Raw genomic sequence first — 12,606 nt, 5'->3', positions numbered from 1 at the left:
TAGTGGATTACGGCTTTTTTCATTTCACCCAAAAACGTTTATTTTCAACCCTGTTTGTAAGCCCCATTGAGTCTAATTTTTCTAAAAACGGAATCATGTATTTTCGAGAAAGATCTAAAATTTCTTTTGCTTTTCCAACGTCAAACTCCCCATCAGTACCACTGCGAAGTTTTTCCACTGCTGCATTGAATACCTCCCCGGAATAAGCTAGTTGTTCATCCAATGAAACAATCAATTTCTTATCTTCTAATAAACGCTCTAAGTCCACTTCCAACGATTCTGGAATACCTGCAGCCGAAAAATAATCTTTTAGATTACGAACCTTTAGGCCATCTTTTTTCAATGCTTCAAGCATATTTTCCGAACGTTTTTTCCAGTTGTTTGGCACATGCGGAATAAAACTAGAAATAGAAACAAATTGATCTTTTCGTTTGAAAACTCCATTATTGATACCATTATCCAGTACGAACTCCAATAAAGCTTTCGGTATCCTTTTTAGCATGGTTTGGAGCAACTCTGCTTTATTCATTCCGGATTTCATTGGGTGCAGCTGCTGATAGTCCTGCAAGCGGTCATAAATATCCTCTTCGATTGAATGGATGAGCGTCATCATTGTTAACTCTTTACCATTATATAAAATAAATTCTTCATCCTTTAATTGCTCCGTTAACTTCACTTCGTCAAGTGCAGTTCGCTTAATTAATTCTGTAATGGAAAGGCTTTTTGCTTCCATTAAAGCTATAAAGATTCGCTCTTTCGGGGAACCTGCCTTTTTCTTCTCCAACTCTTCAATCGTCTGATTTCCGAATTTATATTTATCTCCTCGAGGATCAATTACCCAGCCCCCTCCGATCGTCTCCGCTGGGCTTGGCCTGCGAAGAATAAAGCGGTCTCCGCGTTTCGTGAGAATTTCTTCTTCCAACCTAAGCTGGCAAAGAATTTCATCCGTCTCCTCATCAAGCAGATTTCGGTCAAAAAAGACAATTCTCCCCATTACCTCTGAAGTTCCAATGTGAAGCTTAATAGGCATACGCTGTTTGACAATATGCTCAAGGTCTTCCACAACCCGTATTGCAACATCCACTATTTTTGACACGATAAAATGTTCGGATGATACAAGGACATCTCCTCGTTCTATGTCTTCCTTTGCAACTCCGGAAAGATTAATGGCAGCCCTTTGACCAGCAAAGGCTTTTTGTGCCGGCTGGTGATGGACCTGAATTTGCCTAGCCTTGACATCAAGCCCCGCAGGCAGAATTTTTAATATCTGTCCTTCTTCAACTGTCCCTTCATATACAGTACCTCTTACGACCGTTCCCTGACCGTTCACAGAGAAAACCTGGTCAATCGGCAGACGAAAAGCCCCCTTGGCATCGCGCATTTCTTTTTCCTTTAAGGTTTTAATGGTTAATTCTTTTAGTTCTTCAATTCCTTTTTTAGAAAGACTGTCCACTAGAACAAATGGTGCATCTTCAAATACAGTTCCTGAAAGTTCACCTAAAATATCATCCTTAACCAGCTCAATGAATTCCTCTTCTACACGGTCAATTTTAGTAATGGCAATAATTCCGTTTTTGATTCCAAGGAAACGAAGAATTTCCAGGTGTTCACTTGTTTGCGGCATGACGCCCTCATCAGCCGCCACAACAAGCACCACCAGGTCAATACCGGCAACCCCGGCAATCATTTGCCGAATAAACCGCTCATGTCCTGGCACATCAATCACTGATATTTGTATTTCATCATCTTCATATAATGGAGCAAATCCGAGTTCGATTGAGATTTGACGTTCTTTTTCTTCCTTTAAGCGGTCGGTATCGACATTCGTTAGGGCCTTTGTCAAGGATGTTTTCCCATGATCAATATGCCCCGCCATCCCAATTGTAAAATACCTTTTTTCCAAGCCTGCCACCTACTTTTTTGTTCTCACCTTTACTGTAGCTTTAATGGTTAATTTGTTCAAGCGAACATTTTTAGACAGAAAAGTAAGCCCCGACTGCCCCACAGTATTCACCGTTCTTTAAAAACACTCCCGTAAGTCCTAGCCTGTTCATGTAAAATTCAAGTCCTTTTCGTAACGACTGGTTCCTGACCAATGTACTTCCGATAAAGACCACTTGCTTTACTTGATGAATAGCCGCGGCCTGAAGCGTTAATAACACAATGGTTTCCGTGATCATATTTGAAAGGGCCGCCATTTGGTCTGCATCTGTGTGCTTCACCTTTTTCCCTTTTGCAAAATTGGCAGCTGTTAGGTTCCCATCAATCGGTGGTTCGGCCGATTCATAAATATCCCTCACTAGTAAATCCACTTTGCCTTTGTCACCTTCATTTGCTAGGATTGTCAGCTCATGAAAATCCTCCACTTTCGTTAACAAAGAACCAAGCCCCGTAAAGGTTCCTCCCCCCATTCCACTTCCAAGAATCCGTTCATACTCATCTCCATTCACAACATGCCACGATGTTCCAGTTCCAATATTGACTAATAGAAAGGGATCCTCCAATTTTCCCCCTTCCTCTTGTAAAAGTAACTTTGCTCCCTCACATGTCGCTTGAAATTCCGGAATAATGATTTCATCTGGAAAAAAATCTTGTTGAATGATATGTGCTAATCCACCGGTCAAAGCAGCTTTTACATTGGGTGCAATTATTTTCAACCAAGCTATAGCAGTTTCCATCTCAAAAATTGAAAACCTTTTATAATGCATTCTATTTTTTTCTTGATACGCAATCTTAATCAACGAGCCGCCCGCATCTATTCCCACCTTCAAACTAAACACTCCTTTAGTGTTGCTTTTCATTATGTATTTGACAATTCACTTAGGATTCCCTTCTCACCTCTCATAAACCTTAGGCTATATAATGCCTCGTTTTCCCTTTTTCCCTAATAGTTAAATACCCTTTTTTAGAATTCGCATATTTTTTTCAAGCAAAAGCGTACACAAATTTTTCAAAATTTTATATAATAGTGATATAGAAAAATTTGCATTAGGGAAACTTTTATTGACGAATGAACAAACCTTGGTATAACGAAAAATAAACTTAAAGAAAGGATGGTGTCTTATGAGCCAAACAGATTCAGTTACTGTTCAGAGGGCTCGGGCTGCAGAAAGCCGAACGGTCTCAGCCGCAAGAGATGCCATTAATGGAAATGTTAAAGGCATCCGTGCACTACTTCCGTTTCTCGGACCTGCATTTATTGCCTCCATCGCCTATGTAGATCCAGGAAATTTCGCAACCAATATTCAAAGTGGTGCGAGCTTTGGTTATAAAATGCTTTGGGTAATCGTTTTAGCTAACTTGATGGCCATGTTGCTGCAAAATATGTCAGCAAAATTAGGAATTGCTACTGGAAGAAGTCTTCCAGAGGTTTGCCGGGACCATATGCCAAAATGGCTGACCTACGGCATGTGGGTGGTTTCAGAACTGGCCGCAATGGCTACCGACCTTGCTGAATTCTTAGGTGCAACGCTCGCACTAAATTTACTTGCCGGTATCCCAATGCTCTATGCAACGATTATCGTCGGTATTGTCACCTATCTTATTTTAATGTTAGAAAAATTCGGATTCCGCCCGTTAGAAAAATTCATTGCCGCATTTGCTGTTCTTATCGGCTTATGTTATTTAGTTGAAACCGTCATTTCAAAACCGGATCTTGGTCTAATTGCCTACCATAGTGTAACACCGTGGCTCGGCAACAAAGAAAGTATTATACTGGCAGTTGGTGTAATCGGTGCAACAGTCATGCCACATGCAATCTATTTGCACTCGAGCCTGACTCAAAATCGAATTGTGCCACGAAATGATATGGAAAAAATCAAAATTCAAAAGTTTAGTACAAAAGAAATCATGATTGCCATGACGCTTGCCGGATTTGTCAACTTAGCCATGATGTATATGGCTGCATCCGTCTTTAACACCACTGGAAACAGTCATATTGCGGATCTTACCACGGCCTACCATACCTTGACACCGCTGCTTGGTTCGGCCGCAGCAAGTGTATTCTTGATTTCATTACTTGCTTCAGGTGTTTCAAGCTCTGTGGTGGGAACGATGGCTGGTCAGGTCATTATGCAAGGATTTGTTGGATTTACGATTCCATTATGGATTCGACGATTGGTGACGATGCTTCCAACCTTTATTATCGTTGCTATGGGGGTTGACCCAACCCGGACACTTGTTATCAGTCAGGTGGTTCTAAGTATTGTTCTACCTTGTCCGATTATTGCGCTCATCTACTTCACCCAGAAGAAGGAGTTAATGGGTGTGTTAACGAATAAACGAATAACTACGATTCTATCAACGATCTTTGCTATCGTGATTTTAGGGTTAAACTGCTGGTTAATTGCTCAGACATTTTTTGGATAAAAGTAAAAAGCACACGAGTTAGATATCGTGTGCTTTTTACTTCCTTATTTGTCCATTATTCAATTTTCACCTTAATCGTATCGATTGCATTATAACCATACCCCTTACGGTTCCATACCGCTTCCTTTGGCTGCTCTCCGCCTTCTGATTCCATTGCCCTCGAAAGGATGGTGTACTCCCCTCTTTCAGGCACCTCCCATTTATATTCCCAACGAACCCAAGCATACTTTTCCGGTGATTGCACCAATTCAGCAAGACTCCAAGTCATCCCCCCGTCCACACTCACTTCAAGTTTCGTGATCACCCCTCTACCAGTCCAGGCAATCCCTGCAATAGTGTGAACTCCGGTATTAAGTATTTGCCGGTCCAGTGGCTGTTGAATCGTTGAGTTTATTTTAATTGTTGTCACAGGTAATTTTCCCTCCTCTGAATCCTTTTTGGGGTAATAGACATAATCAACTGCCTGAAAAGGGCCTCTAAATTCATGGTCAATCACGGTGATCTTTTTAATCCATTTTACTGAGGCCATTGCATACCATTCCGGGACAATTAACCTTAGAGGAAAACCGTGCTCAAAAGGAAGCGGCTTTCCATTATATTCATAGGCAACTAAGGTATCGGGATGAAGTGCTTTTTCAATCGGCAAACTTCTACTATAATAAGTAAGCTCGTTCGACTCTGTTCGTACGCCAAAGTCATATCCCTCAAAAACTACTTCTCTCGCTGTTTCCATTACACCCGTGTACCCGAGCAATGTTCTTAATGAGACACCCTTCCAGATACCTTGACTGATTGCCCCTTTTTGCCACTGCTCGCCAAATACTTTTGGTTTAAAAAATCCCCTCTTATTCCCCGCGCATTCGAGTACAGTCTTTACTGTTTTGGACGGCAATGCTTGAATTTCCTGCAGTGAAAACGTTCTATGATAATGTACAGAGCCATCAACATGAAGCCAATAAAAGGAAGATACAAAATTTGGGTAAGAAAAATGGTTCCTCCGATAAAATAGGTTTTCAGTTACAAAATCTTTATGGATAAAATGAATTGGTGTTTCCTGATTCTCAGGGTCTAACGTTTTAGTGGTCAAATAAGGTTTAACATTCGGTTTTTGTGAATTTTGCATAAATCCCCTCTCTAAAAATAAAATTTTTTTACTTCATTCATATGAAAAAATCCACAAAAAAGAAGACCAAACTAATGAGTTTACTTTATAGTATTTACAAATTCTAATAGAGGGAGTAAGATATGATTCGTAATTTAATTTTTTGAATCGCTGAGTTCCAATTGGGAACGGGGGAACCATCATTGAAGAGTCTCACAAAAACTTTTCTATGGGGTGAATCTTTAAAAGATATTTCTATTCTGATCCATGTCTTTTTAAGTAGGGTGACTCTTACATCCGAATCCGTCAGCTAACCTCGTAAGCGTATTGAAGAGATATCATTTTAATCGTGCAAGCAGCATGTTTATTTCATGATGCCCAAAAGCCGCCACGAGGAGATCTCTCTCTTCCGTGGCTTTTTTATTTTTTAGGTGGGTTCTGAAAAAAACTACACTATCAAACTCTTAAATAATGTATTTCGGGAGAGGTCTTACATATGTCTAAACAGTTTGCAGTAATCGGGATGGGCCGCTTTGGTTCGAATCTTTCAGCTGAGTTATTTAAAGAAGGTGCAGAAGTTTTAGTGATTGATAAAAGCGAGAAAAGGATTCAAGAAAATTCAGATTTCTCAACACATGCAGTAGTTGCAGATACAACAGATGAGAGGGTAATAAAAGAGCTAGGTCTTCGGAACATGGATGTGGTTGTGGTAGCCATAGGAAACGATATTCAAGCAAGTATTTTAACTGTCATGATTTTAAAAGAATTAGGGGCTAAACAAGTTATAGCAAAGGCTGTAACAAATCAGCATGCAAAAGTTCTTACTCAGGTCGGGGCTGATCGGGTCGTTTTACCTGAACGAGAAACAGGCATCCGAATTGCTAAGAATCTTTTGTCACCTAATGTCCTTGATTTTATTGAACTATCCGATGAATATAAAATAGAAGAAATTGTTGCCTCTTCATTCATGATAGGAAAAAGCCTTCGTGAATTGGATATTCGGGCAAAATACCAATTAAGTGTTATCGCCATTAAAAGTGACGGAAAGATGAACATCTCACCATTTCCAGATGACAAGATTCATCCTGGTGATACTCTTGTTGTCCTGGGTGAAAAGAAACTTTTAAAGAAATTTGAAACGAAAACTGAAAAGGCACTTTTTATCATATAAAAAAGGAAAAAGAGCTAGGATCACTGAAAAACAATGGATCCACAAGCTCTTTTTCCACTAAATAATTCCCCTGATTTGATTACCATTTTCCATAAGCTTAGCCGTATTTTCCTCGTACAAACCCAGTGCCCATTCCCGAACTCGGTCTGAACTTAATTTCTCCCATTTTTCTAAACTAGGAATCTCCTCTACCCCAAATGCAATTTCCGATAATCTTTTCAAAATGACCAAAGAAGAATAAGAATGCGGGAGAAACGGATCATTTTTCTTTTCATAAAAAAATTTATTTATCAGTTTAAATGAATTTGGTTCGTATATTAATTCAACCAGCTTTGCACGGTATTCTAAATCCTTAGCCTGAAGATGGGGGAAACGGGAAAAATCACTGAAATGCTGGGCCTCGTGCTTCAAATAACTGATTTGAAATTCCCTGCAATCATGATTCTCCTTTTTATGCTCCGGACGGTCCGCTACATAGTAAAGCCCATCTGGCTTTGCCCAGCCACCGGCAAATTTTTCACCAAATGTAGCATAATGGGCCCAGCTTTGTAAAATAAAATCAGACAAAAAATAAACCGTTACTTTTTGGGTATGGTGTGGCAGTTCGACTGTAAAATTCTCTTTATCGGTTTTTTTCCAAATATATGGGCCCCTATATGGCGGTGTTACCCCACCGACAAACTGATACCCTTTTTCTTTAAATTGGATCGATAATTGCTCCTCCAATCGGTCCAATTCCTCATCTTGTTGATGACCATAAATTAAATCTGAAAGCGAACGCCTAAGTCGATTTTCTGAATAAATCACACTTTTATGCGTTAACACCGACCTGAAGTATTCGAAATAGAAAGAAAGAACCTTTTGGATCCAGGGATCCTCGGATTTAAAACGATCATTCGGATTTTCACTAAAAAAACGTTGATAATATTTCGATTCCAGTTCTATAAATTTAGCATTTTTATCTGGAACTGAACGGAGATATTTATATGCTGCGATTACATCTCCTTGTAAACAATAGGCGTACAATTTTGACTCATCCATCCTAAGGCTACCCTCTCCTGTTTTGCATCATAATTTTGATTGTACCAGACTTTTTTACATATAAGAAAAAATAAGTTTTTCCTCAAAGTTTTTATGCAGTGAAAAGTTAATCCCCAAAATCGGATTTTACATCACCTTTTAACAAAGCCTAAGTAAAAAAAGAAAAAAGCTACCTAAGCAGCTTTTTTAAGACATTTATCCTATTATTTAAATTGGAAATAAATCAGATGATAAGTAACGTTCACCGGTATCCGGTGCCAATCCTAAGACATTTGCATCAGAAGGAAGTTTTTTGGCAATTTCTAAAGCATAATAGATAGACGCTGCTCCTGAGGCTCCAACTAAAATTCCTTCTTCAGCAGCCAGACGGCGTGCAATGTTCTGTGCATCCTGATCCTCAATTAATAAAATTTTATCGTAAATAGATTGATTTAAAATTTTTGGTATAAATCCAGGTCCCGTCCCTGGAATTTTATGCGGGCCAGGGCGACCTCCAGATAAAACGGGCGACCCAGCAGGTTCAACCACGTAAATCTTTAGATTAGGTATTTTTTCTTTTAGTACTTCACCCGTGCCAGTAACGGTACCGCCTGTTCCTGCCGTACAGATAAAGGCATCTAATTTCCCTTGAAATGCCTCGTAGATTTCAATCGCTGTTGTATCACGATGAGCATCAGAATTGGCACTGTTTTCAAATTGCATCGGAATAAAATAATCGGGAGTCTCTTCCGCAATACGGTACGCTTCTTCAATCGCTCCACGCATCCCATGTTCAGATGAAGTTAAATGTACCTCTGCACCATAAGCTTTTAGAATTTTAATTCTCTCTTCTGTTGCATTATTCGGCATCGTAATGATACAACGGTATTTTCTGGCGGCACAAACCATCGCTAAACCAATTCCGGTATTTCCCGATGTTGGCTCAATAATAACGGTTTTTCCAGGAATAATTTTCCCCTCTTCTTCGGCTACATTAATCATGTTAAAAGCAGCACGGTCTTTTACACTACCTCCGGGATTAAAGGATTCCAATTTAATGTAAACAGAAGCACCGTTTGGGTCTGCCAAATGATTTAACTTTACGATTGGGGTATGCCCAATCAGCTCTAAAATAGAATTATGTAGTTTCATAATAGCACTCCGTTTCATTCAGTATATTTCTATTGGAATTATAAGCTTTTGCTCTCCATAATTCAAATATCGAAGTTTTAGAAAAGAAGAAACAACCTCGCCTCTTCTTTTAAATTATTTTACTAAACAATCACTATAAACATATTTTGTTCATTCTCAACTTCATTTTTTATTCACAAGTACTTTTAACCTTCCATACTATAAAAAAGAGCAATACCTATTGTAAAATGGCGTAAATATTGTATAATTCATAGTATAAACATTGGAATTAAAGGGATTAGGAGGTTGAGCATGGGGTTTTTTAAAAATCTATTTATTGATCGTTGCCCTAAGTGCAATAAAATATTAGAAACTCATCAATCAAAAACTTTAAAAGGGATTGTCATCAAATCCTGTCCGGATCAACATTATCAAAAAGAATTTCATCCTGCTTTTGAAACCTATATTGAAAGCCATAAGGTTTCTTAACTCAACAACCCAGCAGATTTGTGCAGGGTTGTTTTCATTTCTAATCTGCCTTTCTTTTTTCAAAAGTACTGATAAACAAACCTGGAACTACTTCAATGTCCTGAACTAACTGATAACCATTTTTTAAGTAAAGGTTTTTAGCAGGTGTATTATCTCTGCCAGTCGATACTTTAAAAATCAGAATTTCTTTTTTGTCTTCATCAAGATAGGATAATAAATTTCGGGCAATCCCCTTTCGAAAATACTGGGGATGAACAATCATTCTGCAAATCGAGAGTTCATTCCCTTTGAGTTCATATGATAGTGCTCCTGCAAGTTCCTCTCCTTCAAAATAACCAAAAAAAGTTTCTTTCGATTCCAATAATTCCTCAAAAGACTCTTTTAGAGGAGGTATATCGTAAAAATTGATTAACTCAGCCTCAATTAGATAGGAGGCTCTTTGTAGTTCATATAATTCTTTAACAAGACCTTTATTTTCAAAATCAATTTTTTCAATCATTCATTCAGTCCCCCCCTAAAGTGAAAATTCCTTTTCCAAGGAAAAGCAGGTCAAGCATCCACTCATATTATTTCTATAAACATACACTATTTGAAAGGAAATAAGGAGGCAAACAAATTTGGATAAACAAAATTCTCGAAATTTTGGCGGCTCTGCCTATCACCACGGGCATGGGGGCTATTATCCTGGTACAGGTTATCATCATGGGCATGGGGGCTATTACCCTGGACAAGGTTATCATCATGGCCATGGCGGCTATTATCCTGGGTATGGATATCATCACGGGCATGGTAGTTATTATCCTGGGTATGGGTATCATCACGGGCATACTGGTTACTATCCTGGATATGGGGTCCATCATGGGCATGGTACCTTCAATCCTGGCAACCGTGAAAAATGATTATGAGCAGCAAAACACAGGTAGTCTCTTGGGAACTACCTGTGTTTATTCCAATTAGAAAACGTTTATTGGACAAACGTATTGCATAATAATAACAAATCATGGGATATTTTCAAAATCATATAAATGTTAAACTAGTACTATCAGGAATACTAAAACGGAGGTTTTTAAATGAATTTACCAGATATTATCAAGTTAGATTTTGCCTATTTGGAGACCTTTACGACTCGTACAGACACCATTTGGGGTGCCTTATTTTGTAATGAAAATCAACCTGTTTATTATGATGCAAATCATGCTCATATTGATCAAGTTTGCGAGAAGCCTCAATTAATTATTGATGAAGTAATTAGTTTTTATCAATCTAGAAATATTATTCCAAGGTTCTATATTTATAATATAGAGGCCCAACAAAACTTAATATCCCATTTAAAACTAAATCATTTTGGCTTTGAGGAATTATGCAGTCCTGTACAATTATGGAATCATAAGATAGTGGAAAAAGAAAGAAATGAAAATGTTATGATTGAATTGGTAACAAAAGATAATTTTTTAGAAGCATTACATATAGAATGCAGCATTAAGGAATTTGGTGGCAAAGCAGTTAGGGAGAAAGCGTTTGAAGTAGAATTTAATCATCCTAATTTTGATCATTATTTACTCCGTTATAATGGGTCAGCTTGCTCAACGGCTTGTATTTTTGTAAGTGGAAATCAGGCCCGTATGGAAAGTGTTGCTACATTAGAAAAGTTTCGAGGCAAAGGCTTAATTGGTGAACTTATTCACTATATTCAGGTGGAGGTTACTGAAAAGGGACTAGAAAACCTTTGGGTGTTTCCGATCAATGAAAAGGTGGAGAAAGTGTATCAAAAGTATGGATTTCAAACGGTTACGAAATTGAAAACGGGACATGCATATTTGGGTGGAAAGAGTATTGCGGAATTACGAGATTGAATTCAAAAAAATTGAAAAGTAAAAAATGCCTAGATTAAAAAATCTAGGCATTTTTGTATCATCATTTCGGATAAAGAATCTCATCAATGATCCCGTATTCTTTTGCTTCCTCGGCGCTCATAAAAAAGTCGCGGTCCGTATCCCTAGCTACTTTTTCAACCGGCTGACCGGTACGATCCGAAATAATTTGATTCACATGCTCCCTTAATTTCAAAATGCGGCGTGCGGAAATCTCGATTTCAGTGGCTTGCCCCCGTGCACCTCCAAGGGGCTGATGAATCATGATCTCACTATTCGGGAGTGCATACCGTTTTCCCTTCGTGCCCGCAAGCAACAGCATCGCTCCAAACGACGCTGCCATTCCTGTGCAAATCGTCCGAATATCTGGTTTAATATATTGCATCGTATCAAAAATCGCAAATCCAGCTGAAGTCGAACCGCCGGGACTGTTAATATAAAGAGAAATTTCTTTATCAGGAGCATCAGCTGCTAAAAATAATAATTGTGCTACTACACTGTTAGCAACTTGATCATTAATCTCATCACCAATGATGATAATTCGATCCTTTAGCAAGCGTGAATAAATATCATAGGACCGTTCCCCACGGTTGGATTGTTCTATTACATATGGAATCGTACTCATATAAACTCCTCCTTAAAGGCGTAATTGGCTAAGCAGCCATACAGAGAGTGCTTAAAGGAGAATGAGTTTGTTCTAATGGCAAAGAAACAAGTTTAGGCGAATCAACAACACTTTTTATTTGAGGAACCGTTTCAATTAGAACAGTTGGATCTTGAAGCTTCAAAGCTTCATAAAACAGCTCTGAAAGCACCTTGCGCTCCTCTTCATCCCAATATTTTTCTGCTGAATCCTCTACTTTCGCTTTTTCTAAGCGCTGCTTTGACCGATGAAGATTCGCTTTCACAGCCATTTCGGTGGTATTTAAAAGATCAGCAATTTCCTTGAGCTGATATTGAAAACCTTCCTTAAGCAAAAAAATGACTGCCTGCTTCGGAGTAAACTGTCTTAGCATGATGTCGACAGTAGCCATGATATTGTCTAACTGACTCCTTGCCTCTTCGTTATTAAGCTCGACCTCTGCCTCAATCGATTCATTTTTCCTTTTACGAATCTGGTCAATCCAATAATTGTAAGCAATCTTATTTAATAAAGCAGAAGACAATGTTTCATTATGGGTGTAATGCTTTAATGCTTTCAAAATGGTCTCTTGGACAATATCGTCACCATCCCATTGATTTTGGGCAAGAAAGTGGCAATACCGCTGAAGTTTAGGATAATATTCAAGCCATATAGACTCTTCTTTATTTTCTGCAGGACACGAATTTAACCGGTTTAACATTGTGTTCACTCCTTTAGCACTCTCTATCCTTTAAACGTTTCAAGGGAGCTAAAAAGATACGGGGTAAGTAATTTATTTTATGTTTTAATCCACCAGATTTGATTTAATTTT

At 38.5% G+C, this 12,606-nt stretch carries 13 protein-coding genes and 1 riboswitch; of the genes, 5 read left to right on the top strand and 8 right to left on the bottom strand.

All coding sequences use genetic code 11. The features are described from left to right. Positions 1 to 19: 19 nt before the first annotated feature. Positions 20 to 1,903, bottom strand: a complete 1,884-nt coding sequence (selB, locus tag M028_RS0118450) for a selenocysteine-specific translation elongation factor (protein ID WP_026575184.1) — start codon at positions 1,901 to 1,903, stop codon at positions 20 to 22. A gap of 70 nt (positions 1,904 to 1,973) precedes the next feature. Then, entirely contained in the window at positions 1,974 to 2,765 is a 792-nt protein-coding gene (gene coaW / locus M028_RS0118445) for a type II pantothenate kinase (RefSeq protein WP_231510869.1), read from the bottom strand. Between the two features lie 298 nt (positions 2,766 to 3,063). On the opposite strand from coaW, the gene M028_RS0118440 reads away from it, so the two are divergent. After that, positions 3,064 to 4,368 carry an Nramp family divalent metal transporter gene (locus M028_RS0118440; RefSeq protein ID WP_026575182.1) on the top strand — a complete coding sequence of 435 codons (1,305 nt, stop codon included), beginning with the start codon at positions 3,064 to 3,066 and terminating at the stop codon, positions 4,366 to 4,368. 55 nt (positions 4,369 to 4,423) lie between these two features. On the opposite strand, the gene M028_RS0118435 is transcribed toward M028_RS0118440, so the two are convergent. Continuing rightward, entirely contained in the window at positions 4,424 to 5,491 is a 1,068-nt protein-coding gene (locus M028_RS0118435) for a sulfite oxidase (protein ID WP_026575181.1), read from the bottom strand. A 138-nt stretch (positions 5,492 to 5,629) separates the two neighbouring features. Continuing rightward, a riboswitch (cyclic di-AMP (ydaO/yuaA leader) is annotated at positions 5,630 to 5,810 on the top strand. Between the two features lie 156 nt (positions 5,811 to 5,966). Here M028_RS0118435 and M028_RS0118430 point away from each other — a divergent pair. Further along, on the top strand, positions 5,967 to 6,641 hold the full coding sequence (locus M028_RS0118430; RefSeq protein ID WP_026575180.1) for a potassium channel family protein: 675 nt from the start codon (positions 5,967 to 5,969) through the stop codon (positions 6,639 to 6,641). A gap of 57 nt (positions 6,642 to 6,698) precedes the next feature. Here M028_RS0118430 and M028_RS0118425 read toward each other — a convergent pair whose 3' ends face one another. Then, positions 6,699 to 7,682 carry a hypothetical protein gene (locus M028_RS0118425; RefSeq protein WP_026575179.1) on the bottom strand — a complete coding sequence of 328 codons (984 nt, stop codon included), beginning with the start codon at positions 7,680 to 7,682 and terminating at the stop codon, positions 6,699 to 6,701. Between the two features lie 207 nt (positions 7,683 to 7,889). Continuing rightward, complete coding sequence (cysK, locus tag M028_RS0118420; protein ID WP_026575178.1) at positions 7,890 to 8,813, bottom strand: cysteine synthase A; 924 nt, start codon at positions 8,811 to 8,813, stop codon at positions 7,890 to 7,892. 291 nt (positions 8,814 to 9,104) lie between these two features. On the opposite strand from cysK, the gene M028_RS33395 reads away from it, so the two are divergent. Continuing rightward, positions 9,105 to 9,281 carry a hypothetical protein gene (locus M028_RS33395; protein WP_197031431.1) on the top strand — a complete coding sequence of 59 codons (177 nt, stop codon included), beginning with the start codon at positions 9,105 to 9,107 and terminating at the stop codon, positions 9,279 to 9,281. Between the two features lie 40 nt (positions 9,282 to 9,321). Here M028_RS33395 and M028_RS0118410 read toward each other — a convergent pair whose 3' ends face one another. Next, positions 9,322 to 9,780, bottom strand: coding sequence for a GNAT family N-acetyltransferase (locus tag M028_RS0118410; protein ID WP_026575177.1), 459 nt, complete (start codon positions 9,778 to 9,780; stop codon positions 9,322 to 9,324). 118 nt (positions 9,781 to 9,898) lie between these two features. Here M028_RS0118410 and M028_RS0118405 point away from each other — a divergent pair, with 118 nt between their 5' ends. Together M028_RS0118405 and M028_RS0118400 are read left to right on the top strand one after the other, a co-directional pair. Further along, on the top strand, positions 9,899 to 10,180 hold the full coding sequence (locus tag M028_RS0118405) for a hypothetical protein (protein WP_026575176.1): 282 nt from the start codon (positions 9,899 to 9,901) through the stop codon (positions 10,178 to 10,180). A 171-nt stretch (positions 10,181 to 10,351) separates the two neighbouring features. After that, on the top strand, positions 10,352 to 11,134 hold the full coding sequence (locus M028_RS0118400) for a GNAT family N-acetyltransferase (RefSeq protein WP_026575175.1): 783 nt from the start codon (positions 10,352 to 10,354) through the stop codon (positions 11,132 to 11,134). A 61-nt stretch (positions 11,135 to 11,195) separates the two neighbouring features. On the opposite strand, the gene clpP is transcribed toward M028_RS0118400, so the two are convergent. Together clpP and M028_RS0118390 are read right to left on the bottom strand one after the other, a co-directional pair. Beyond that, a complete protein-coding gene (gene clpP / locus M028_RS0118395; RefSeq protein WP_026575174.1) occupies positions 11,196 to 11,777 on the bottom strand; it encodes an ATP-dependent Clp endopeptidase proteolytic subunit ClpP in 582 nt (193 codons plus the stop codon). Positions 11,778 to 11,805: 28 nt separating this feature from the next. Continuing rightward, positions 11,806 to 12,495 (bottom strand): sigma-70 family RNA polymerase sigma factor, encoded by a 690-nt coding sequence (locus M028_RS0118390; RefSeq protein ID WP_026575173.1) that lies wholly within the window; start codon positions 12,493 to 12,495, stop codon positions 11,806 to 11,808. Positions 12,496 to 12,606: the final 111 nt, after the last annotated feature.

Origin of the sequence: Bacillus sp. UNC438CL73TsuS30 (genome assembly GCF_000482325.1) — a bacterium.
In the GTDB taxonomy this organism is placed as follows: Bacteria; Bacillota; Bacilli; order Bacillales; family Cytobacillaceae; genus Neobacillus.
Note: the sequence above shows the minus strand (reverse complement) of the source record. Positions and strands in the feature narration are given on the sequence as shown.